The sequence below is a fragment of the Streptomyces sp. DSM 118878 genome (assembly GCF_052936595.1).
In genome coordinates this window covers 3,972,806-3,995,481 of sequence record NZ_CP193622.1, presented here as the reverse complement: position 1 = coordinate 3,995,481, position 22,676 = coordinate 3,972,806, and the positions used below count along the sequence as shown (strand labels likewise).

The window sequence follows — 22,676 nt, the reverse complement described above, 5'->3', positions numbered from 1 at the left end:
CGGTTCGTCTCGTGACGTCGTCGGGGTCCGAGTGGACACCGTACGCGCATGGGACCACGGACGGCTCTTGTTCATGGGGCCCGGGGTTCCTCCCGCGAGCACCGGGCCATCGCCTACTCGTCGAACTTCGACACCAGGCTGTCGGCCAGCTCCTGCGCTTTGTCCTGCATTTCCTTGCTGTCGGGGACATCCGTGCGCCGGCCGGGCTGCTCGTCGTACTCGATGGTCACGATGACGTTCGACGTGCGGAACACCACAGTCACGGTGCGGTGACGGGTGGCCGACGCGGCGGTGGTGAGGGCGTCGTCGAGGAACGCCTCGTCGCCGAGGTCGTCGAGAACGCGCGGTTCGAGACCGGCGGGCGGGGTGGCGGGCAGGGATGTGGGACCGCCGTCCTCGCCAACCTTGTCCGTGCCGCCCTTGTCTGTGCCGCCCTTGTCCGTGCCGCCCTTGTCCGTGCCGCCCGAGGTCTCGCCGCTCCCGGCCTTGCTGCTCCCGGCCTTGTCACTCCCGGTCTCGCCGCTCTCGGTCTCGCCGCTCCCGGCCTTCCCGTTCTCGGTCTTGCCGCTCTGGGGCTTGTCGTCGTCGCCGGGCGAGTCCTCGGGGCCGTCGGACTCCCCGTCGGTGCTGTCGGCGGGGTCCGGGGCGGGGGCCTCCGGCAGGCCGGCGGCCTCGCGCTTCTTCGTGTAGAGCTCCGTGGCGCGGTCGTCGTCGCTGACGGTGGCGTCGTACGAGACGACGCGCTCGAAGTCGACGAGGAGGTGGTGCGAGGCGCCGGACGACTCGACCTTCCAGCGGCAGCCCACGCGGCGGTCGGTGTCGTACGTGACCGTGGGCGTCCCCTCGTACGCCTTCTCGCGCTGTTCGTCGTCCATCTCCTCCATGCCGGGCAGCATGGCGTCGAGCGTGCTCGGCTCGACCTCGCCGCAGGGCTCGGGGAGCGTGCGGTACTTGCCCGGCTCGGCGGGGGCGGAGGAGCTGCCGGTGTCGCCGGGCTTGGAGTCGCCGGCGTCGTCGCCGAGGCCGGAGCCACCGGTGCAGCCGGCGAGCACGGCCGCCAGGAGCGCGGCGACACCGGGTACGTAGACCTTCCGCTGCACCGTGATGGCCTCTCTCGTCGCTGATTATTCGGTTGCCGCTGGTGGGCGACCGGTGGACACAATGTCTATCGCACGCACTGCCGTGGATGCCGGTCCGTCACCCTTTTCGTCGACCTTGGCTCCGGTATTTGCGATTCTGGGCTTGTAGCCGATTACGGGGGAATGAGGACGATATGTCATACGCGGAAGTGCCCGGCGCCAAGGTGCCGATCCGGATGTGGGCCGACCCGGCGTCGGTCGAGGAAGCGGCGATGCGCCAGTTGCAGAACGTCGCGACGCTGCCCTGGATCAAGGGTCTCGCGGTCATGCCGGACGTCCACTTCGGCAAGGGCGCGACGGTCGGCTCGGTGATCGCCATGCGCGGCGCGGTCTGCCCGGCGGCGGTGGGCGTCGACATCGGCTGCGGCATGTCGGCGGTGAAGACCTCGCTGACGGCGAACGACCTGCCCGGCGACCTGTCCCGCCTGCGGTCGAAGATCGAGCAGGTGATCCCGGTGGGGCGGGGGATGCACGACGACCCCGTGGCGCCGGGACAGATCCACGGGATGGCCACGTCGGGGTGGGACGACTTCTGGGGACGGTTCGGAGGGGTCGCGGAAGCGGTCAAGTTCCGTCAGGACCGTGCCGTGAAGCAGATGGGAACGCTCGGCGGGGGAAATCACTTCATCGAGTTCTGTCTCGACGAGTCGGGTTCGGTCTGGCTGATGCTCCACTCCGGGTCGAGGAACATCGGCAAGGAACTGGCCGACCACCACATCGGCGTGGCGCAGAAGCTCCCGCACAACCAGGGTCTCGTCGACCGTGACCTGGCGGTCTTCGTCTCGGACACCCCGCAGATGGCGGCGTACCGGAACGACCTGTTCTGGGCGCAGGAGTACGCGCAGTACAACCGCGCGCTCATGATGGGGCTCTTCAAGGACGTCGTCCGCAAGGAGTTCAAGAAGGCGAAGGTGACCTTCGAGCCGGTGATCTCCTGCCACCACAACTACGTGGCGGAGGAGCGTTACGAGGGCATGGACCTGCTGGTCACGCGGAAGGGCGCGATCCGCGCCGGCGGCGGGGACCTCGGAATCATCCCCGGCTCCATGGGCACGGGCTCGTACATCGTCAGGGGCCTCGGCAACGAGGCGTCCTTCAACTCCGCATCCCACGGCGCGGGCCGGCGCATGAGCCGGGGCGCCGCGAAGCGCCGCTTCTCGACGCGGGACCTGGAGGAGCAGACGCGGGGCGTCGAATGCCGCAAGGACTCGGGCGTCGTGGACGAGATCCCGGGCGCCTACAAGCCGATCGAGCAGGTCATCGACCAGCAGCGCGACCTGGTCGAGGTGGTGGCGAAGCTGAAGCAGGTGATCTGCGTGAAGGGCTGACCCTTTCTCCGGGCGCGGAGGGTGGACCTCCGTTACTTGGCGTGAGTGACGGCGTAGATCATGACGAACGCGACGATGTGGATGCCGAAGAGGAAGTACGCCAGGTACCACCACACCATGCGTTCGTTCTTCTTCTCCTCGGCGAGGCGTCGGGTCTCGTACTCGTGCGTCAGGCGTTCGAGCGGGTCAGGGGAGTCCGAGGAGAAGGCGGGGGTGCCCGGGTCGTCGCCGGGGAGTGTCATGGTCACGCCTCCCGGTGGACCTTCGTGTTGGAGGCCTGGGCGCGCGGGCGTACGACCAGGAGGTCGATGTTCACGTGCGGCGGGCGCGTGATCGCCCACGTGATCGTGTCCGCCACGTCGTCGGCCGTGAGCGGCTCGGCGACGCCGGCGTAGACCTTCGCGGCCTTCTCGGAGTCCCCGCCGAAGCGGGTGAGCGCGAACTCCTCCGTCTTCACCATGCCGGGCGCGATCTCGACGACCCGGACCGGGGTGCCGACGATCTCCAGGCGCAGGGTCTCGGCGAGGACGTGCTCGGCGTGCTTGGCGGCGACGTAGCCACCGCCTCCTTCGTACGTGCCGTGGCCCGCCGTCGAGGAGAGCACGACGACCGTGCCGTCGCCGCTCGCGGTGAGCGCGGGCAGGAGGGCCTGCGTGACGTTCAGCGTGCCGAGGACGTTCGTCTCGTACATCCGGCGCCAGTCGTCCGGGTCGGCCTTGGCGACGGTGTCCGCGCCGAGGGCGCCGCCCGCGTTGTTCACCAGGACCGCGATTTTCTTGAACGCCGTGGCGAAGGCGTCCACCGCGGCGCGGTCCGTGACGTCGAGCGCGTACGCCATGGCCTCGTGTCCGGCCTCGGTCAGCTCGGCGGCGAGGGCTTCGATGCGGTCCTTGCGGCGGGCGGTGAGGACGACGCGGTAACCGGCCGCGGCCAGGCCGCGCGCGGTGGCGGCACCGATGCCGCTGCTCGCGCCGGTGACGATCGCGATGCGGTTGGCTGCGGCGGTCATGGGGCGCTCCTTGGGGTGCGGCGGGTCGCCGGTGGGCGGGCGGCGGGTGGTGGTCCCCGCAAGGATATGCGTGCGGTTTCGCGGCCTCGCGGCGCATGGGAAGGGGCTGCCGTGCCCCGCCCCCACATCCGGCCGAACCCGCCCACCTCCTCCACCACCACCGGCCGAACACCCCTGCCGGGCGGCGGCGGAACCCCGCCCTGCGTCGGTGAACGCCCCGCCGCGCAGCGGCGAACACCCCCCGGCCGGGGCTACGGGCCGGTCAAGGCGAGGCGCCAGTCGTTGCAGGGGTGCCAGCTTCCCTTCGGGTACTCGACCGACACCTCACCCCGCAGCGTGAACCCCGCCTTGCGGCAGACCGCGTTGGACGCTCCGTTCCCCGTCGCGGGGAAGGCGTGCAGATGGGCGTGGCGCCCCGCCGCCCTCGCCTCCGCCACGGTCAACCGCGCCGCCTCCGCCGCGACCCCCCGGCCCTGGAACTCCGGCAGCACCCCCCACCCCGTCTCCCAGACCGCCTCGCCCTGCCAGGTCGTCTCCCAGAGGCCGATCGAGCCGGCCGTCTCCCCGCCCAGCGTGATGCGGAACATCTGGCCCCTGCCGTCAAGGCCGAGATAGCGACGGTGCCGGTCCGCCAGCTTCTCGGGAGTCTCGGGGCCGCCCAGATGCGCCGTCATCTCCGGTGTGTTCAGCCGTTCGAGCAGCGCGGGGCCGTCCGCGTCCGACCAGGGTTCGAGGCGCATGACCGGCATCTGTGATCGCTCCATGGTCACACCGTAGGACCAGGGTCTGACAACACCCCCTGATCAAGCCCTCGCCCGGCTTCACCGAGGCCCGTACGCCGTGGGCGGCACCCCCACCGTCGCCGTGAAGTCCCGTACGAGATGGGCCTGGTCCGCGTAGCCGAGCGTGGCCGCCAGGGCCGGCCAGTCCACGTCCGTCGCCGACTCGGCGTGCTCCAGGGCCTCGTGGATGCGGTAGCGCAGGATGACCCACTTGGGGCTCACGCCCACGTACGTGGCGAAGAGCCGTTGCAGCGCCCGTACCGACAGGCCCTGCGCGTCGGCGAAGGCCGCCACGCGCCGGATCGAGCGGTCCTCGCGGATGCGGTCGACGAGCCCCATGGCGAGGTCGGCCTGCGCGTCCGGCGCGGGGGAGAGGCTCAGCAGGAAGGCGTCGAGCGCCGCCACGCGCGCGTGCTCGTCGGCGGGGGCGAGGATCAGCTCGGCCGTGTTCGCGGGAGCCCGGGCGAAGACGTCGTGCAGCGGCAGCCGCCGCCCCGTCCAGTCCGCCACGGGGTGCCCGGGGGCGAACGGGCGGAACCCACCGGGACGGAACTGCACCCCGCACACCCGGCCCCGCCCCTCCAGCTTGGTACTGAAGAGCTCCGGACCGACCCCGGCCACCTCCCTGAACCTGCGCGGCCCGGCGTCCGGCGGCTGGGCCGTGTCGGAGGAGTACGCGGCGTACGACTGAAAGACCACGTTGACGCTGGGGTGCGGGACGACGTGGGAGGCGTAGGGCTCGGGCAGGTCCCAGTCGATGAGCCAGTAGTGCTCCAGGTAGGGGCGCAGCGCCTCGGCGGGCGCGTGGCGGCGGAACCGCACCCGGGAGAAGAGCCCTGCGGCGTCGACGATGCCTCGGGTGTCGCGGCGGGGGGCATCCGGCATGACCGGATCGTAGAGCGCGGGCAGCGATCGGCGGGGAGCGATCGGCGGGCAGCGGTCGGCGGGCAGCGGCCAGCGGCCAGCGGCCAGCGGGCGGCGGGCAGCGATCGGCGGGCAGCGGGTGAAGTGGTGCGGGCGAAGTGGGGCGGGCACGTAGGGGCGCGGACGCGTGGTGTCGTGTTTGTTCAAGCCGTGGCCCGCCCCGCCTGCGTACCGTCGCCATATGGATATCTCGGACAGCAGCCGTGCCACCCTCAGGATCAGCGAGCTCCTCGCCCTGGCCGCCGCGAGGGCCGTCCCCGTCGTCCGCGCCCTTCCGGACGACCGCCTCGCCGACGCCACGCCCTGTGCGGAGTACGACGTGCGCGCCCTGGTCGACCACCTCCTCCACGTCGTCATCCAGTTCCAGGAGCTGGCCGCCAAGCGGAACGCGGACTTCTCGGTCACGCCCGCCTATGTGGCCGAGGGCGGCGACTGGCGTGAGCGGTTCGCCGCCGAGGCGGAGAAACTCGTCGCCGCCTGGGCCGAGCCCGGCGCCGACCAGGGCGTGACGGGGGCGATGGACATGCTGGCCGAGACGGTCGGCTGCATGGCGCTCCTCGACCTGACCGTGCACGCCTGGGACCTGGCCAGGGCCACCGGCCAGGCGTACGAGGGCGCCGACGACGCGGTCGTGCGGCGGCTCACCGAGGCCGTGGAGGAGATGGGCCCCATGGCCCGCAAGATGGGCGTCTTCGAAGAGGCCGCCTCCGTCCCCGCCGGAGCCACCCCCTTCGAGCGCCTCTTGGCGGCCACGGGACGCGCCCCGCACTGGCGACCCGCCCGGTAAGCCCGACGTCCCCGCACGTCCGCACCCCGCGCCCCGTATCCCGCACCCCGTCCCGTATCCCGTACCTCCGGGGAATACGGAGCCCCCACCCCCCGTTCAAAGGTATAGTTGAACAGTCAACAACCTGCGGAGGGTGAGTCGCCATGTCGACCATGCAGTTCGGGATCTTCAGCGTCGGTGACGTGACCGTCGACCCGACCACCGGGCGGGCGCCGAGCGAGGCCGAGCGCATCAAGGCGATGGTCGCGATCGCGCTCAAGGCCGAGGAGGTCGGGCTCGACGTCTTCGCGACCGGCGAGCACCACAACCCGCCCTTCGTGCCGTCGTCCCCGACGACCATGCTGGGCTACATCGCCGCCCGCACGGAGAAGCTGGTCCTCTCCACCTCGACCACCCTCATCACCACCAACGACCCGGTGAAGATCGCGGAGGACTTCGCGATGCTCCAGCACCTCGCCGACGGCCGCGTCGACGTGATGATGGGGCGCGGCAACACCGGCCCGGTCTACCCGTGGTTCGGCAAGGACATCCGCCAGGGCATCAACCTCGCCGTCGAGAACTACGCGCTCCTGCGCCGCCTCTGGGACGAGGACGTGGTGACGTGGGAGGGCAAGTTCCGTACGCCGCTCCAGTCGTTCACGTCCACGCCGCGCCCGCTGGACGGCGTCGCGCCCTTCGTCTGGCACGGCTCCATCCGCTCCCCGGAGATCGCCGAGCAGGCCGCGTACTACGGAGACGGCTTCTTCCACAACAACATCTTCTGGCCCGCGGACCACACCAAGCGGATGGTCGAGCTGTACCGGCAGCGGTACGCGCACTACGGGCACGGCACCGAGGAGCAGGCGATCGTCGGGCTCGGCGGCCAGGTGTTCATGCGGGCCAACTCGCAGGACGCCGTACGCGAGTTCCGGCCGTACTTCGACAACGCGCCGGTGTACGGGCACGGGCCCTCGCTGGAGGAGTTCACCGAGCAGACCCCGCTGACCGTCGGCTCCCCGCAGCAGGTGATCGAGCGGACGCTGTCGTTCCGCGACACCGTGGGCGACTACCAGCGGCAACTGTTCCTGATGGACCACGCCGGGCTGCCGCTGAAGACCGTCCTGGAGCAGCTCGACATCCTCGGCGAGCAGGTCGTCCCGGTGCTGCGCGAGGAGTTCGCCAAGAACCGCCCGGCCGACGTCCCGGACGCCCCCACCCACAAGTCCCTCTTGGCCACCTCGAAGGAAGAAGTCCACGCATGAAGCTCGTCGTCGTATCGGCAGGGCTGAGCGTGCCCTCGTCCACCCGGCTGCTCGCCGACCGCCTCGCGGCGGCCACCGGGCACCACGCCGACGTGGCGGCCGAGGTCGTCGAGGTGCGCGACCTCGCCGTGGAGATCGCGCACAGCCTCACCACCGGCTTCCCGGGGCCCGCCCTGGCCGCCGCGGTCGACGCGGTGCGCGAGGCGGACGGCCTGATCGCCGTCACGCCCGTCTTCTCCGCCTCGTACAGCGGCCTGTTCAAGTCCTTCTTCGACGCCGTCAGCGGCACCGACAAGGACGCGCTCGCGGGCAAGCCGGTCCTGGTCGCCGCCACCGGCGGCTCGGCCCGGCACTCCCTGGTCCTCGACCACGCGCTGCGCCCGCTCTTCGCCTACTTGCGGGCCGTCGTCGCACCGACTGGGGTGTACGCGGCGTCCGAGGACTGGGGCGCCGAGGGCCTCGCCGAGCGGATCGACCGGGCGGGCGCGGAGCTGGCCCGGCTCATGGGGCCGGCACAGCCCGAGCGGCCCACCCCGGCCCCGGCCCCGGTCCAGGCCGTCGTGCCCTTCGCGGAGCACCTCGCTGCGCTCGGCCAGCGGTAGCCCGGACGGGAGGAAGCATGCGACTCATACCGCCGTCAGCGCGCTTCCTCCCAGGGCGATCGCCCCGCAGAGGAAGCACGCCAGTCCCGTTCTGATCCAGCGGTGCTTGGCCGCGACGATGTCGCTCGTGTTGCGGAGGGCGATCACCAGACTGCCCAGATGGTCCTCTTCCGTGCTCCGGAGGGCGTCGGTGAGCGCCTCGGCGTCCGCCGCCCTGCGAATGTCGAGGAAGTACGTCAGCGGGCCACCGGTCCGCCATTGGCTCGGTCGGTAGCGCGGGGCTGTGGCGAACAGCAGGAAGCCCAACGAGAGGGCCCAGGTCAGGGCGGTGGTCGTGCCCATGAAGCGGCTGAGGTCCGTGGCCGGCATCCGGCTCAAGTAGGTGCTCAGGGTGACTCCGGAGCAGGCGCTCAGCGCACCGATGAGAACGGATGCCTTGGTGTCGGCCCGGCCGATCTCGGCCCGTACCTCGTTCAGCAGCCGCTCTGCCGCCCTGGCCCCTGCCGGGCAGGAGGCAGGGCCCGGGGCAGCTGCGCGGAAGGAGGATGTCGTGTTCGTGACGTCAGTCATTCCGTTTCTCCCTGCATCGCCTCGATCACCGTCCGCGGCGGATGCTCCGCCGTCGTTGGATCAGGTCAGAAGGACCACAGCAGTGCCACGGCCGCCAGCAGCCCGCCATACAGCGAGCCGCGGTGCCCGAGTCGGCTCGCGGCCTCCCGCAGAGCCGACAGCACGGTGCCCACACAACGGTGCCCGCCACTCGCGACGGCGCAGACCGCGTCCCCGTAGGTGTAGGCAAAGGGTGCGGCATGGCCGGTGACGCGGCGTTGGGCCCGCGTCCAGCAGTACTCGGGCAACAGCAGTCCGACGACCACGATGTTCACCGCGTACTCCATGCCGGTCTCCAGATGGCTGAGCAGCGGCGCCGCCGCCCACCGAAGCAGCACGTAACAGATGACGCCGGTGAGGAGAGCGGGCACGAGTGCGCTCCCGGCGTCCGAGGGGACGCTCACCGTCGCTCTCCTGGTGTGTCCGGCCGGTCGTCCTGGTCGCCCACCCCTCGCTCCAACTGTTCCTTGTAGAGCGGCTGCTTGCGTGTCCGGCCCCGCCCGGCATCGTTCAGCCGTTCCTTCACGGCTGTCAGCGCCGCCCGGGCGGCGTCCTCCACCATGTGGTCCTCGACGGCCCCGGAGTCGAGGACCCGCTCGATGACGCGGATCTGGTTCGCGCTCGCCTCGCGCTCGTCGTCGCGGATGGACTCGATGGCGAGTGGGATGTCCGCCGGGTTCTGCGCCAGGTGCGCGCCCCACCGCTCGATCTCGCCCTGGGACAGCAGCCGGGTGTAGAAAGTGCTGCGTTCCTCCATGACCTCCTGCTCGTTACGGGTGCGCAGCCGGGTCAGTTCGTGCTCGCTGCGCGTCCGCTGCTTCGTGTAGTCGAGCGAGCGCAGCGAGGACATCTGGTCGACCGCCTCGTCGTCGAGGCTGAGCCGTACCTCGCACTGGATCTCCAGCCCTTCGTCGGCGGCCAGCGGTCCGACGCTCAGTGCCTCCCATACCGCGACCTCGGCCGCGGCGCTCTCCTCGATGGCGTACCGACGGCTCTCCCGGCGCATCCGGGCCAGCATGCGGGGCTCCAGCAGGGCGCGGACGTCCCGGATCTGCCGCTCCACGATCCTGGTGGGGTCGACGACCCGCCAGGTCAGGTCCGTCTCCGCGGAGAAGAACGCGGCATCGCCGCCGCTCGGCAGCCGGTGGGCGAGCGACATGTGCTGGACTGCCATGTCCACCTCGTACAGCGTGCGGAAGTTGCTGGTCACCAGCTCTCCGCGGGTGGGCTGCTGATGCGGGAGATACGTCTGGGGACGCCCCCCGGACGTCAGGAACACCAAGGCCCGTTCCGCGTAGGTCGGCGGCCGGTGGCGGACGTATTCGAAGCGGCCGAGGTTGCGGACCTGGCGTACGGGGTCATTGACGAGTGCCATCTGTTCTCCTGCTGTCGGCTACGAACGGGCGGGGCGCGGCAGCGGTGCGGCGCCACCGTCGGTGAGGGCGGCCCGGAGGCGGGCCGTGGTCGCGCCATGGGGCCCGTCCGGGGCCTCGCTCCGGCGCAGGAGGTAGTCCAGCCGCTCCCAGTCGTTCTGGGTTTCGACCAGCAGCGGAAGCAGCCCGGCCAGCGCCGATTCCACCTCCGAGGCCGTGCCGTACCTCGCGGACACGCGGGCAGCGACCCGCACCCAGCGGGCCAGCTCGGCACGGGCCGCGTCCCGGCTGGAGCGGCTGCCGAGCAGCGCCCGCCACATCGCGACGACGCACTGCCGTGCGGTGGCGTCCTGGGCCGCCAGCCGGAGCAACCTCGGCCAGGTGACCGTGTCGGCCTCCACGACCTGCCGGCGCCTGCGTGCGCCACGCAGGAAGCCCGCCGCCGCCAGTTCGCGCAGGGGGCCCCGGCTGTCGTGCCACCGCACGAGCTGCTCCAGGACGGTCACGGCGGCGGGTCCCTGAAGCAGTGCCTCCAGGGCCTGTTCGTACGCCGACTGCAGCGCCCCGTCCGATGCCGGTCCGGTCTCGGCCATCCGGCCGATGTCCCGGAGCGCGCTCGTCGCCGTGGCGCCGCCGAGCAGGGCGTAGGAGCGGGCGACCGTCCATCGCCGCGCCGGGTTCTGCCGCCTGCTCCAGTCGGAGAGCAGGCGCCTGACCGCGGAGTCCATGCCGTGGTCGGCTGCGGTGTACAGCGCCCATGCGGCGAGCTGGCGCTGCGCCGGCCTCGGCGATGAACCCCAGGAATCGAGGAAACTGTTGTACGCGTGGCCGAAGTCCGCGGCCGCCAGCACCCCGGAGGCCACAGCGGCCCGAAGCCGTACGGCGAGCCGTCCGTCCGCCATCAGGCCGTCGAACCAGCCGAGCAGCGGTCTCCTGATTGCCGGGTGACTGGTCCAGACGTGGCTCAGGACGGTGCTCCAGAGGGAGCCGTTCCGGAAGGCGACGACTCGTTCGGGCAGCCGCCCCCAGGGAGTGTCGGTCTCGTCGTCGTACTCCTCGGCCCTGGCCAGCGCCAGACGGTCCGCGGGGGAGGAGCCGAAGACCTTGTACCCGGCGGTGCGATCAGGCTCCTCGACGGTGCGCAACCGCAGATAGAGGAGGTCCCCGAGCTCGGCCACCAAGGGGTAGGGCAGGCCGTCGAAGACCGCGAGCGAGATCAGGAACGCCTTGTCGCGCAGATGCACCTCGTCCGGCTGGTGCCGTGCGCCGAACCACCTGCTGGTGATGTCCTCGGCCGCCGTGTGGCCGTACCTCGACAGCTCCTCGTGGTCGCAGCGGCCCGCCGCGTACTCCATGAGGAGCCGGGCGTAGCCGACCGTCTCCCCGGGGGGCGGGCCGGAGCCCAAGTACGCCACGCTGGCATCGAGTTCGAGCAGGCCCTGAACCGTGTCGGCCGGTACCGCATCGGCGGTGGGTGCCTCGGCTGCGGCGAGCCGCATCGCGTGCCGCAGGTGCGCCCGCGTCACGTCGGTGGCCGACGGCGGCGACCAATCGTGCGCCGTCACTCCCTCCGTGGCGGTTCCGTGCGTCAGGACGACGACGAGGAGGCCGTCCTCGCCGAGCCGACGGCGTACGGCGTTCAGGTGGACGTCCCGCAGAGGGCTGCTCGGACCGGTGACCGGGTCGACGACCACATGGATTCCTCCGGGCCGGACGTGGTCGGCGAGACTGCCCGGTTCGACCCCCGGATCCAGGGCGATCACCTCGCCGCCCTTCGGGCCGTTCTGCATGAGCATGCGCAGCGCGGCGGTCCTGCGGCCGGTGCCGGGCCGGCCGCGCAGCAGGAGCACGCGGTGCTCGGCGAGAGCCGCACTCAGCTCGTCATACCTTCGGGTCGGCGCGAACGTGTCGGCCAGGTGACCGAGTTCCGCCGTGGGCAGGGGGCCGACCGCGTGTAGCCGGGTCTCGGAGCTGTCGTGGAGATGCAGGCTCAGGCGCTTGTCGCCCGCGACGACGTCACCGGAGACCTGCGTGTCCCCCATGACGTTGGCCCGGCCCGACCGCAGGTGCGGGGCGAGGGTGAAAAGTTGCTCGATGGCCTCCCATGCGTCCGGAGCGGGGTCCTCCTCCGGCGGGGCCGCCGTGGCCCCGGCATCGATGGGCCGGCCGGCTTCTTTCGCCTCGGGACCGGAGTCGGCCACGGGGTCGGGCCCGGCTTCGCGCTCGGCGCCGGCGGGGGTTTCCTGGGGCTGGGTCACTGTCCGCTCGCTCTCTGCATCGCGCCCTGTCCGCTCGATTTCTGCACCGCGCCCTGCTACTTCGCCGACCCGGTGGGGCCCGTACCGACGTGCTTGTCGCCCGCTACCGCGTCGCCCGCGACACTCGCGGTGCCGAAGAAGAAATTGCCGGTGTGCGCGTGCAGAGACGGAACCGTGCCGTTCGTCTGCTCCGCCCTCGGCGGAGGCGCGGTCTTCTCGGCGGTGCCGCCGTGCCGGAGCGAGCTGTCGTGGTACCAGCCCCGCAGCCGGCCCTCCTTGCTGTCGGCCTCCAGCGGATGGAAGTGCTCGGGCCGTACGCCGGGGTGCGCGTGCTGCACCACCCCTTGGTACACGGCGTCGGACACGCACAGGACACTCGGTTCCGACGACTCGGCCAGGCTCTTCCGCAACGGCGGTGCTTCCAGAAGCCGGAAGGCGTGGACGAGGTCCGCGCCGACCGCGCCGTATTCGTCCAGGGCCACTTCGCCGGTGTGGACGACGATCCGCAGCCTGATCCGAGCGCCCTCGGCTGCCAGCCGATTGATGCTGACGAGCTGCTCGGGTGTCGCGGTCAGCAGGGACCTGAGCAGTGCGGGCTTCGGTACGGACGGGTCGATGAGCACGAAGACGCCGTCGCCGCGGTCTTCGCTGCGGTACTCGGTCGGTTCGATGGCGGCAGCCGAGAGAGTCTCGTGGAGGACCGTGTACAGCATGCGGTGGATGACGGCCTGTTCGCTGTCGCGTCGTCGCCCCGATCCCTCCATGTCCATGAGCAGAATCGTCTTGTTGCTGGGGTCCACCACGGGTCTCTCCTCGGATGTGCGCGAACGCCGCGTCTGACCAGGCAAGGCGCGAAGAAGGGTGCACGGCCCGGCCGGGCCGCTCGGTACTCAGGATTCAGCACTGTGTCGGGCGCCGCGAGGACGGTTGCCGCACGGGGAACGTGACGGATTACGCAGAACCGCCGATGCGCCGCAGCATCTCCGGACGCACCACCACGAGAGCCTGACGCCGGGTCACCACATAACCCCGGTCGCGCAGTTCGCGCAGCAGCCGCGTGACCGACTCGCGGGAGGAGCCCACGGCCCCGGCGAGTTCTTTCTGGGTGAGCGGCACCTTGATGAGAACGCCTTCCGGCACTGGCTCTCCATGGGATTCGGCCAGTTCGAGCAGCAGGCGTGCCAACCGCTCCTTGACGCCGCAGGCCGCGAATTCCAGACGGCTGCGGTCGGCGGCACGCATCCGGTCCGTGATGAGGGCCATGAGCTGTCGCGCGGCGGTCGGATGTTCGTCGAGAAAGGCCCGGAAGCGGTCGGACGAGATGACGACCGCCTTCACCGGTTCCAGAGTGGTCACAGAGGCGGACCGCGACGTGTCCTGCAGAGCCGCGCTCTCACCGAGGACGTCACCTGGTCCGCGCAGTGCCAGCAGGGCCTCGTGTCCGTCGGAGGAGTCGTCGGTGACCTTCAGCCAGCCGTCCAGGACCAACAGGACGTGGGACGACGGCTCGCCCTTCATGAGCACGACTGTCCGAGCGGGATAGCGCAGTTCGGAACCGGCCGCCATCAGCGCCGCCGATGCCGCCTCGGTGAGCCGGGCGAGATACGGGACGCGATCATCGGTCAGAAGGGGTACGGCGGTCCTGGCCGAGGCGCGCAGGGCCTTGCTCCTCGTGCTGGCGGCGGCGCTGTCCACGGCAGTGTCCCTCCCACAGCTGAACGCGTCTGAACGCCCGCTGATTCTGGCGCACGCCTCTGACAACGGGCAACGTTCCCCGGACAACGCGTGACAGACGGGGGGAGCGCCTTGCCCGGAGGGCGTCGCCCGCGGTGGCTCAGGGCCACACCAAGCAGTAAGCCTGGTGCCCCGCGTCATGCAGGCGGTGGCTGAAGTCCTGCCACTCGTGGAGGAGCTGGTAGACGTTGTAGGCGTCGCGGGGGCCGCCGCGGTCGGGGACCGTGGACCAGATGAAGGCCGCGGCGCCCACCGACTCCTCGCCGACGCCGCGCAGCGGGTCGACGACGGTCATGGGGAGCTTCACCACGGCGTAGTCCGGGTGGAGGACGACCAGCTCCAGCGGGGGGACCTTGTGGAGGGGTATGCCCTCGATGCCGGTCAGGACCATCGCGGCCATCGTCTCCGGCTTGATCTTCGTGAACATGCCGCCCATGCCGAGCTCGTCGCCGCCGAGCTCCTCGGGCCGCATGGAGATGGGCACGCGTGCGGCGGTCGCGCCGTCCGGGGCACCGAAGTACTTGTACGTCACCCCCACCCCGCCACTCCTGCTGCTCGCCCGGTCCAGCCGGGAGTCACTGGAGGCGTCCCGCACCTGCTCGGGCGCCTGCGCGGGCTGCGCTTCCGCCTCGCGTCGGTGCTTGCCACGCCGGGCACGCCGCGGGCCCAGGCCTTCGGTCCCCTCGCCCAGTCCGCCACCGCGATGCATATCTCCACCCGACTGCTTTGCCAGGGCGGCACGGCCCTGTCTGTTCTAGGCCTCGCGGCCCCCGCCACGCAACCCGATCATCGTGTCAGTGACCTCCCCCACGTTCACCCGCTAAAACGTGGAGTGAAACACCTGTCCGCAGGATGTCCGAACCCTCTGACACCATGGCTCGTGTGAGCTTCCCGTATAACGCCCCAGTTTCGCAGACTCTTTTCGACCGTGCGGCGGCCGTGACGCCCGGCGGTGTGAACTCTCCCGTGCGCGCGTTCCGCGCTGTGGGTGGTACGCCCCGTTTCATGGTGTCCGGCACCGGTCCGTACCTGACTGACGCGGACGGCCGCGAGTATGTCGACCTCGTGTGTTCCTGGGGTCCGATGATCCTCGGTCACTCGCACCCCGAGGTCATCGCCGCAGTTCAGGAGGCCGTCGCGCGCGGCACCTCCTTCGGCACGCCCGGCGAGGGCGAAGTCGCGCTCGCCGAGGAGATCGTGGCCCGCATCGAGCCCGTCGAGCAGGTGCGGCTCGTCTCCAGCGGCACCGAGGCGACCATGTCCGCCATCCGCCTCGCGCGTGGTTTCACCGGGCGCGCCAAGGTGATCAAGTTCGCCGGGTGCTATCACGGGCATGTCGACGCCCTGCTCGCCTCCGCGGGCTCCGGCGTGGCCACCCTCGGCCTGCCCGACACGCCGGGCGTCACCGGCGCCCAGGCGGGCGACACGATCGTCGTTCCGTACAACGACCTGGAGGCCGTGCGCGCCGCCTTCGCGGCGCACGCCGGGCAGGTCGCCTGCGTCATCACCGAGGCCTCGCCGGGCAACATGGGCGTCGTGCCGCCGGCCGAGGGCTTCAACCAGGGCCTCGCGGACCTGTGCAGGGAGAACGGCGCGCTGTACATCTCCGACGAGGTCATGACCGGCTTCCGTACGTCGAAGGCCGGCTGGTTCGGCGTCGACGGCGTCCGCCCCGACCTGATGACCTTCGGCAAGGTCATGGGCGGCGGCTTCCCCGCCGCGGCCTTCGGCGGGCGGGCCGACGTGATGGCGCACCTCGCCCCCGCGGGCCCGGTGTACCAGGCGGGCACGCTCTCCGGTAACCCGGTCGCGACGGCCGCGGGCCTCGCGCAGCTCCGCCTCCTGGACGACGCGGCGTACGACACGGTGAACGCGGTCTCGGAGCGGCTGCGGGCGCTGGTGAGCGAGGCGCTGAGCAAGGAGGGCGTCGCCCACACGGTGCAGAACGCCTCCAGCATGTTCTCCGTGTTCTTCACGGAGAACGCGGTGCGCGACTACGACGACGCGAAGGCCCAGGAGTCGTTCCGCTTCACCGCCTTCTTCCACTCGATGCTGTCGCAGGGCGTCTATCTGCCGCCCTCGGCCTTCGAGTCGTGGTTCGTCTCCACCGCCCACGACGAGCGCGCGGTCGAGCGGATCGCCGCCGCCCTGCCCGCCGCCGCGCGCGCGGCGGCGGAAGCCACGGAGGTCGCCGCATGAGCGGCACGGCAGGGGGCGACGAGCTGACCGTCGTCCATCTGATGCGCCACGGAGAGGTGCACAACCCCGACGGCATCCTGTACGGGCGCCTGCCCGACTACCACCTCTCCGATCTCGGCCGGCGGATGGCCGACCGGGTCGCCGAGCACCTCGCCGAGCGCGACGTGACGCACGTCGTCGCCTCGCCGCTCGACCGCGCCCAGGAGACGGCCACGCCGATCGCCAAGGCGCACGGCCTCGACCTCGCCACCGACGGCAGGCTCATCGAGGCGGCCAACACCTTCGAGGGCAAGACGTTCGGTGTCGGCGACGGCGCCCTGAAGAAGCCCGAGAACTGGAAGCACCTCGTCAACCCCTTCAAGCCCTCCTGGGGCGAGCCGTACGTCGAGCAGGTCGTACGGATGATGGGCGCCCTGGACGCGGCCAAGGACGCCGCGCGCGGGCACGAGGCGGTCTGCGTCAGCCACCAGCTGCCGATCTGGATCGTGCGCAGCTTCGTGGAGAAGCGGCGGCTGTGGCACGACCCGCGCAAGCGGCAGTGCACGCTCGCGTCCCTGACGACGTTCACCTACCGCGGTGACCGCATCGTCTCGGTGGGTTATTCCGAGCCCGCCCGCGATCTCGTACCGGCGCATCTGCTCGCCGGCGCGAAGCCGGTGAAGGGTAAGGACAAGGCGGCCGGCAAGGCCTTCGGGGCCTGACGTCTTTCCCCCGGGAGGCCGTGCGGTTTCCTCCCGGGGGCCTCGCGGTTTCCCCCGGGGGCGCCGCCATTTCATTCACTTCACGTGATCACGCGGCAACTGTATGTCTATTTCGGGGTCGTTGTGGTGGCTCTGCGGGTAAAACAGCGCAAATAAAAGTGATGCGCTGGAACCCCGCTCTTCGTCGTTCCCTCTAACTGGTCAACCGTCTGCATGGCACATACAGCGGACGGGGCCAGGGGCGCGACGAATGGGGATGGAATGCTCGACATCAGCCGCAGGGGAATGCTCGGACTCGGAGCGGGCGCGGCCGCCGCTCTCGGGCTCGCGGCATGCGGCTCCGGGGCCGGCGGCGACTCCTCGGGGCCTGCGGACAAGGCCAAGGACGGGCAGGGCGGCGCCGGTAAATACCCGGTCAAGCCGATCGGTGACGGGTCCACCGCCTACACCGGGCCCCAGCCCCACCAGCCGGGCAAGCCGGTGCCGCTCCAGCCGGGCGAGACGCCCCCGCAGTTCGTGATCTTCTCCTGGGACGGCGCGGGCGAGGTCGGCAACGGGCTCTTCCCGCGCTTTCTGAAGCTCGCCGAGGACCACAACGCGCACATGACGTTTTTCCTCTCCGGGCTTTATCTGCTCCCGGAATCGAAGAAGCGCATGTACCGGCCGCCGAACAACTCGGTCGGCGCCTCCGACATCGGTTATCTCACCGACGGTCACATCAAGGAGACGCTGAAGTACGTACGCCAGGCGTGGCTCGACGGTCACGAAATCGGCACGCACTTCAACGGGCACTTCTGCGCGGGCACGGGAACGGTCGCCAACTGGACGCCCGCGCAATGGCAGGACGAGATAGACCAGGCCAAGTCGTTCGTGAAGAAGTGGCGGACGAACACCGGCTGGACCGATCTGCCGCCGCTGCCCTTCGACTACGACAAGGAACTCGTCGGCGGCCGTACGCCGTGCCTGCTCGGCCAGGACAACCTGCTGCCGACCGCGAAGAAGCTCGGCTGGCGCTACGACGCGTCCTCGTCCGGCGGCCGCCAGAAGTGGCCGCAGAAGAAGATGGGCATCTGGGACCTGCCGCTCCAGGGCATGCCCTTCCCCGGGCACTCCTTCGAGGTCCTGTCGATGGACTACAACATCCTCGCCAACCAGTCGAAGAACTCCACGAAGGCGCCGCCGGTCAACTACCCGGGCTGGCGCAAGCAGGCCGCCGAGTCCTACATAGCGGGCTTCAAGCGCGCCTACGAGTCCAACCGCGCCCCGTTCTTCATAGGCAACCACTTCGAGGAGTGGAACGGCGGCATCTACATGGACGCCGTCGAGGAGGCCCTGAAGCACATCGCCGGCAAGAAGGACGTGCGCCTGGTCTCCTTCCGGCAGTTCGTCGACTGGCTCGACGTGCAGGACCCCAAGGTGCTCGAACAGCTCCAGGGCCTGGAGGTCGGCCAGGCACCGACGGGCGGCTGGAAGGCGCTCGGCAACCCGTCCTGACGGGTGCTCGGCAACCCGTCCTGAAATGGGACTTTCCGCGACCGCGGGGGGTGCGGAAGATCCCCGAAACAGACATGCGAAACTTTTCACATGAGTGCCGCCTGCCGCGCCCCCCAGAGCACGAACCACAGCCGTAGCCACCGCGTCGGCGGTCGCAGCGGCCGTGCCGCCCTGCTGGCCGCCGGGGCCGCGGTCGCCGCCCTGACCCTGTCGGCCTGCGGCTCGGGCGGCACGTCGGGCGGCGGCGGCAACACCAACTTCGTGACGGGCTCGGACGGCATCGCCACCCTCGCCAAGGGCGACCGCAAGGACGGCCCGAAGCTCGACGGCGAGACGCTGACCGGCGACCACCTCGACCTCGCCGACTACAAGGGCAAGATCGTCGTCCTGAACGTGTGGGGCTCCTGGTGCCCGCCCTGCCGGGCCGAGGCCCCGAACTTCGTGAAGGTCGCGAACGCCACCAAGGACCAGGGCGTGCAGTTCGTCGGGATCAACACCCGGGACCCGCAGAAGGGCCCGGCGATCTCCTTCGAGAAGGACTACAAGGTCCCCTATCCGAGCCTGCACGACCCGATGGGCAAGCTGATGCTGCGCTTCCCCAAGGGCACGCTCAACCCGAACTTCATCCCCTCCACGGTCGTCATCGACCGGGACGGCAAGGTCGCGGCCCGCTCGCAGCAGCCACTCGACGAGCAGAAGCTGCGCAAGATGATCGACCCGCTGATCGCGGAGAAGTGATCTCCCCGTGATGTCCACGCTCGCCGCCGCAGGCGATCCGAACCAGACCGTCATGAACGGGGCCCTGCTCCTCGCCCTGCCGGTCGCCCTCCTCGGCGGCCTCGTCTCCTTCTTCTCGCCCTGTGTGCTGCCGCTCGTACCGGGCTACCTGTCGTACGTCACCGGGGTCAGCGGCCAGGACATGGCCGAGGCCAGGCGGGGCCGGATGGTCGCGGGCTCCGGGCTCTTCGTGCTCGGCTTCACCGCGGTCTTCGTCTCCTACGGCGCGCTCTTCGGGGAGTTCGGACGCACCCTCCAGCAGCACCAGGGCGTCGTCACGAAGGTGCTCGGCGCGGTGATGGTCCTGCTCGGGTTCTTCTTCATGGGGCTCATGCCCTTCCTCTCCCAGCGCGAGTTCCGCTTCCACAAGAAGCCCGCCGTCGGCCTCGCGGGCGCCCCGATACTGGGCGCCCTGTTCGCCGTCGGCTGGGCGCCCTGCGTGGGACCGACGCTCGCCGCCGTCAGCTTCCTCTCCCTCGATCAGGCGAGTGCGGGGCGCGGGGCGCTGCTGAGCGTCGCGTACTGCGTCGGTCTGGGCGTACCGTTCATCCTCGCGGCCGTCGCCTTCCGCAAGGCGCTCGGCGCCTTCAGCTGGGTGAAGCGGCACTACGTCTGGGTGATGCGCATCGGCGGCATCATGATGATCGCGACAGGCCTGCTCCTCCTCACCGGCGTGTGGGACAGCATCGTGCAGCAGATGCAGGTCTGGTCGAACGGCTACACGGTGGGGATCTGATCCATGAGCAAGACCGAAGCCCCCGAAGAGCAGAGCGAGCAGGGCGGACTCGAAGCGGCGGGCGCGCAGCTCTCGACCGCCCCCAGGGAGGACGCGCCGAACCTGCCCTCCCTGGGCGTCATCGGCTGGGCCCGCTGGTTCTGGCGGCAGCTCACCTCGATGCGGGTCGCGCTGATCCTGCTCCTGCTGCTGTCGCTGGGCGCCATCCCGGGCTCGCTGATCCCGCAGAACAACGTGGACGAGCTCAAGGTCCAGGACTTCATGGACCGGCACACCACGCTCGGGCCGCTCTACGAGAAGTTCCAGCTCTTCGACGTCTACAGCTCGGTGTGGTTCTCCGCGATCTACATCCTGCTCTTCGTCTCCCTCATCGGCTGTATCGTGCCCCGCACCTGGCAGTTCGTGGGCCAGCTCCGCGGCCGCCCGCCGGGTGCGCCGAAGAAGCTGACGCGGCTGCCCGCGTACACGACGTGGCGCACCGACGCCGAGCCCGAGCGGGTGCACGAGGCCGCGCTCGCGATGCTCAGGCAGCGCCGCTTCCGCGCGCACACCGCGGGCGCCGAGGGCACGGGCTCCGTCGCCGCGGAGAAGGGCTATCTGCGCGAGGCCGGGAACCTGATGTTCCACATCGCGCTGATCGTGATGCTGATCGCCTTCGCCGCCGGGCAGCTCTTCAAGTCCGAGGGCGGCAAGCTGATCACCGAGGGCGACGGCTTCGCCAATACCCTCAGCCAGTACGACGACTTCAAGTCCGGCAGCCTCTTCGACACCGACGAGCTGGCACCGTTCAGCTTCAAGCTGGAGAACTTCGAGGGCACGTACGAGAAGTCCGGCCCCAACCGCGGCACGCCCCGCACCTACCGGGCGAACGTCACGTACACCGAGGGTGTCGACGGCCCCGAGAAGAAGAAGTCCATCGAGGTCAACAAGCCCCTTGAGGTCGGTGGCTCGAAGGTCTACCTCATCGGCCACGGCTACGCCCCGACGGTCACCGTCCGCGACGGCAAGGGCAAGGTCGTCTACCGGAACGCCGTGCCGCTGCTGCCCATCGACCAGAACGGCACCGCGACCGGCGCCATCAAGGTCCTGGACGGCTACAAGAACAAGAGCGGCACCAAGGAGCAGCTCGGCTTCAACGCCTTCTTCGTGCCGACGTTCGCGGGCGAGGGCAAGGGCCAGATGTTCTCGCAGTTCCCCGCCCCGGACTTCCCCGTGCTCGCGCTCTCCGCGTACCACGGCAGCCTCGGCGTGGACTCCGGTGTCCCGCAGAACGTGTACCAGCTCGACACCCGGAAGATGACGAAGTTCAAGGACTCCAAGGGCGAGCTGTTCAAGAAGCGGCTGCTGCCCGGCGAGACCATGAAGCTGCCGGGCGGCGCGGGGTCGATCACCTTCGAGAAGGACATCAAGGAGTGGGCGACCTTCCAGATCTCGCAGGAGCCGGGCTCCCTGTGGGCGCTGGTCGGCGCGGTCTGCGCCATCGCCGGCCTCGCCGGATCGCTGTTCATCCAGCGCCGCCGGATCTGGGTGCGGGCGGTGCGGGGCGCCGACGGCGTGACCGTCGTGGAGATGGCGGGCCTCGGCCGCAGCGAGTCCGCGAAGCTTCCCGAGGAACTCTCCGACCTCGCCGCCCACCTGCACGAGAAGGCGCCGAGCGCGCCCGACGCGACCCCCGCCCCGGACGCGGAAACCTCTTCCGACGCCGCCTCTGACGCCGACTCCGACGCCGGCCCCCACGCCGACTCCGACCCCGATGCCGTACCTGCCGAAGGGGCTGAGAAGTGAATCTCGCCACCACCCTGGCCGCCGCCGAACCGAACGAGAACCTCGCGCACATCAGCAACGTGCTGATCTACTCGTCGATGGCCGTCTACCTCCTGGCCTTCTTCGCACACATGGCGGAGTGGCTCTTCGGCAGCCGCAGCAAGGTCGCCCGCACGGCCGCCGCCCTGACCCCGGCCAGGACCACGGCCAAGGCCGAGGCCCCCGAGGTCACCGCCCAGGCCAAGGGCGGCACCGCCACCCTTGAGCGGCCCAAGGTCGTCACGCGGTCGGTCTCCGGCGCCCGTGACGTGCCGGACGGCCCCGGCGCCGCGGCGGGCGACGAGAAGGGCGACCTCTACGGCCGCGTCGCGGTCTCGCTCACCGTGCTCGCGTTCCTCCTGGAGTTCGGCGGCGTCTTCACCCGCGCCCTGTCGGTGCAGCGGGCGCCGTGGGGCAACATGTACGAGTTCAGCATCACCTTCTCCACCGTCGCCGTCGGCGTCTACCTGGTGCTGCTCGCGCTGAAGAAGAACATCGCCTGGCTCGGCCTGCCGCTGGTCACGACGGTCCTGCTCGACCTCGGCCTGGCCGTCACCGTCCTGTACACCGACAGCGACCAACTGGTCCCCGCCCTGCACTCGTACTGGCTGTGGATCCACGTCTCCACGGCGATCTTCTGCGGCGCGGTCTTCTACGTCGGTGGCGTCGGCACGCTGCTCTACCTCTTCAGGGACAGCTACGAGACGAAGCTCCAGAACGGCGGACAGCCGGGCAAGTTCGCCACGTCCGTCCTGGAGCGGCTCCCCTCGGCGGCCTCGCTGGACAAGTTCTCGTACCGCCTGAACGCCGCGGTCTTCCCGCTCTGGACGTTCACGATCATCGCGGGCGCCATCTGGGCGGGCGACGCCTGGGGCCGCTACTGGGGCTGGGACCCCAAGGAGGTCTGGTCGTTCATCACCTGGGTCGCCTACGCCTGCTACCTGCACGCCCGCGCGACCGCGGGATGGAAGGGCCGCAAGGCCGCCTACCTGGCCCTGATCGCCTTCGGCTGCTGGCTGTTCAACTACTACGGGGTCAACATCTTCGTCACCGGCAAGCACTCGTACGCCGGCGTCTGAGCGCCTGTGCTCTGACCCTCCGCACCGCCCCGTGAGGCCGGTTCCCGTGACCCAGGTCGCGGGCACCGGCCTCTGTGGTGCCGGGGCGCCGCAGCGCGGGA

Annotated in this window: 23 protein-coding genes; 11 read left to right on the top strand and 12 right to left on the bottom strand. The window is 70.4% G+C overall.

The annotated features are described in order from the left end of the window. Positions 1 to 113: 113 nt before the first annotated feature. Positions 114 to 1,100: a DUF3558 domain-containing protein gene (locus ACRAKF_RS17655; protein ID WP_447038120.1), complete on the bottom strand. Its 987-nt coding sequence runs from the start codon at positions 1,098 to 1,100 to the stop codon at positions 114 to 116. A gap of 173 nt (positions 1,101 to 1,273) precedes the next feature. Between ACRAKF_RS17655 and ACRAKF_RS17650 the strand changes: the two genes are divergently transcribed. Continuing rightward, positions 1,274 to 2,467, top strand: a complete 1,194-nt coding sequence (locus ACRAKF_RS17650) for an RtcB family protein (protein WP_447038119.1) — start codon at positions 1,274 to 1,276, stop codon at positions 2,465 to 2,467. A 32-nt stretch (positions 2,468 to 2,499) separates the two neighbouring features. Here the strand turns inward: ACRAKF_RS17650 and ACRAKF_RS17645 are convergent, their stop codons facing one another. The 4 genes from ACRAKF_RS17645 to ACRAKF_RS17630 form a co-directional block, all read right to left on the bottom strand. Continuing rightward, entirely contained in the window at positions 2,500 to 2,709 is a 210-nt protein-coding gene (locus ACRAKF_RS17645) for a hypothetical protein (RefSeq protein WP_447038118.1), read from the bottom strand. Between the two features lie 2 nt (positions 2,710 to 2,711). After that, a complete protein-coding gene (locus ACRAKF_RS17640; protein WP_447038117.1) occupies positions 2,712 to 3,476 on the bottom strand; it encodes an SDR family NAD(P)-dependent oxidoreductase in 765 nt (254 codons plus the stop codon). 251 nt (positions 3,477 to 3,727) lie between these two features. Then, on the bottom strand, positions 3,728 to 4,240 hold the full coding sequence (locus tag ACRAKF_RS17635) for a GNAT family N-acetyltransferase (RefSeq protein WP_447038116.1): 513 nt from the start codon (positions 4,238 to 4,240) through the stop codon (positions 3,728 to 3,730). A gap of 57 nt (positions 4,241 to 4,297) precedes the next feature. Then, positions 4,298 to 5,143 (bottom strand): AraC family transcriptional regulator, encoded by an 846-nt coding sequence (locus ACRAKF_RS17630; RefSeq protein ID WP_447038115.1) that lies wholly within the window; start codon positions 5,141 to 5,143, stop codon positions 4,298 to 4,300. Positions 5,144 to 5,363: 220 nt separating this feature from the next. Here ACRAKF_RS17630 and ACRAKF_RS17625 point away from each other — a divergent pair, with 220 nt between their 5' ends. From ACRAKF_RS17625 to ACRAKF_RS17615, 3 genes are all read left to right on the top strand, one after another. Further along, positions 5,364 to 5,969 (top strand): TIGR03086 family metal-binding protein, encoded by a 606-nt coding sequence (locus ACRAKF_RS17625; protein ID WP_447038114.1) that lies wholly within the window; start codon positions 5,364 to 5,366, stop codon positions 5,967 to 5,969. A gap of 152 nt (positions 5,970 to 6,121) precedes the next feature. Next, positions 6,122 to 7,210, top strand: coding sequence for an LLM class flavin-dependent oxidoreductase (locus tag ACRAKF_RS17620; protein WP_447042046.1), 1,089 nt, complete (start codon positions 6,122 to 6,124; stop codon positions 7,208 to 7,210). Further along, the gene (locus ACRAKF_RS17615; protein WP_447038113.1) at positions 7,207 to 7,812 is read left to right on the top strand and encodes an FMN reductase; all 606 of its coding nucleotides are present in this window, start codon (positions 7,207 to 7,209) and stop codon (positions 7,810 to 7,812) included. The genes ACRAKF_RS17620 and ACRAKF_RS17615 overlap by 4 nt, the downstream gene beginning before the upstream one ends. Positions 7,813 to 7,836: 24 nt before the next feature. Here the strand turns inward: ACRAKF_RS17615 and ACRAKF_RS17610 are convergent, their stop codons facing one another. The 7 genes from ACRAKF_RS17610 to ACRAKF_RS17580 form a co-directional block, all read right to left on the bottom strand. Then, complete coding sequence (locus ACRAKF_RS17610) at positions 7,837 to 8,382, bottom strand: Pycsar system effector family protein (RefSeq protein ID WP_447038112.1); 546 nt, start codon at positions 8,380 to 8,382, stop codon at positions 7,837 to 7,839. A gap of 65 nt (positions 8,383 to 8,447) precedes the next feature. Continuing rightward, positions 8,448 to 8,825, bottom strand: a complete 378-nt coding sequence (locus ACRAKF_RS17605; protein WP_447038111.1) for a hypothetical protein — start codon at positions 8,823 to 8,825, stop codon at positions 8,448 to 8,450. Beyond that, positions 8,822 to 9,796 (bottom strand): hypothetical protein, encoded by a 975-nt coding sequence (locus ACRAKF_RS17600; protein WP_447038110.1) that lies wholly within the window; start codon positions 9,794 to 9,796, stop codon positions 8,822 to 8,824. Before ACRAKF_RS17600 ends, ACRAKF_RS17605 begins: the two co-directional genes overlap by 4 nt. An 18-nt stretch (positions 9,797 to 9,814) precedes the next feature. Next, the gene (locus tag ACRAKF_RS17595) at positions 9,815 to 12,052 is read right to left on the bottom strand and encodes a hypothetical protein (protein ID WP_447038109.1); all 2,238 of its coding nucleotides are present in this window, start codon (positions 12,050 to 12,052) and stop codon (positions 9,815 to 9,817) included. Positions 12,053 to 12,108: 56 nt separating this feature from the next. Then, complete coding sequence (locus ACRAKF_RS17590) at positions 12,109 to 12,855, bottom strand: hypothetical protein (RefSeq protein WP_447038108.1); 747 nt, start codon at positions 12,853 to 12,855, stop codon at positions 12,109 to 12,111. Positions 12,856 to 13,003: 148 nt separating this feature from the next. Beyond that, on the bottom strand, positions 13,004 to 13,747 hold the full coding sequence (locus ACRAKF_RS17585) for a Crp/Fnr family transcriptional regulator (RefSeq protein WP_447038107.1): 744 nt from the start codon (positions 13,745 to 13,747) through the stop codon (positions 13,004 to 13,006). Positions 13,748 to 13,886: 139 nt separating this feature from the next. Further along, entirely contained in the window at positions 13,887 to 14,495 is a 609-nt protein-coding gene (locus ACRAKF_RS17580) for a hypothetical protein (protein WP_447038106.1), read from the bottom strand. 164 nt (positions 14,496 to 14,659) lie between these two features. Here ACRAKF_RS17580 and hemL point away from each other — a divergent pair, with 164 nt between their 5' ends. The 7 genes from hemL (at position 14,660) to ccsB (ending at position 22,575) form a co-directional block, all read left to right on the top strand. Continuing rightward, complete coding sequence (hemL, locus tag ACRAKF_RS17575; protein ID WP_447038105.1) at positions 14,660 to 15,985, top strand: glutamate-1-semialdehyde 2,1-aminomutase; 1,326 nt, start codon at positions 14,660 to 14,662, stop codon at positions 15,983 to 15,985. Continuing rightward, on the top strand, positions 15,982 to 16,686 hold the full coding sequence (locus ACRAKF_RS17570; protein ID WP_447038104.1) for a histidine phosphatase family protein: 705 nt from the start codon (positions 15,982 to 15,984) through the stop codon (positions 16,684 to 16,686). Before hemL ends, ACRAKF_RS17570 begins: the two co-directional genes overlap by 4 nt. 261 nt (positions 16,687 to 16,947) lie before the next feature. Continuing rightward, entirely contained in the window at positions 16,948 to 18,180 is a 1,233-nt protein-coding gene (locus ACRAKF_RS17565) for a hypothetical protein (RefSeq protein WP_447038103.1), read from the top strand. Between the two features lie 90 nt (positions 18,181 to 18,270). Next, positions 18,271 to 18,918, top strand: a complete 648-nt coding sequence (locus tag ACRAKF_RS17560; protein ID WP_447038102.1) for a TlpA family protein disulfide reductase — start codon at positions 18,271 to 18,273, stop codon at positions 18,916 to 18,918. A 10-nt stretch (positions 18,919 to 18,928) separates the two neighbouring features. Then, positions 18,929 to 19,693 (top strand): cytochrome c biogenesis CcdA family protein, encoded by a 765-nt coding sequence (locus ACRAKF_RS17555; RefSeq protein WP_447042045.1) that lies wholly within the window; start codon positions 18,929 to 18,931, stop codon positions 19,691 to 19,693. Between the two features lie 3 nt (positions 19,694 to 19,696). Beyond that, entirely contained in the window at positions 19,697 to 21,478 is a 1,782-nt protein-coding gene (gene resB, locus ACRAKF_RS17550; RefSeq protein ID WP_447038101.1) for a cytochrome c biogenesis protein ResB, read from the top strand. Further along, positions 21,475 to 22,575, top strand: coding sequence for a c-type cytochrome biogenesis protein CcsB (gene ccsB, locus ACRAKF_RS17545; RefSeq protein ID WP_447038100.1), 1,101 nt, complete (start codon positions 21,475 to 21,477; stop codon positions 22,573 to 22,575). The genes resB and ccsB overlap by 4 nt, the downstream gene beginning before the upstream one ends. The last annotated feature ends 101 nt before the right edge of the window (positions 22,576 to 22,676 follow it).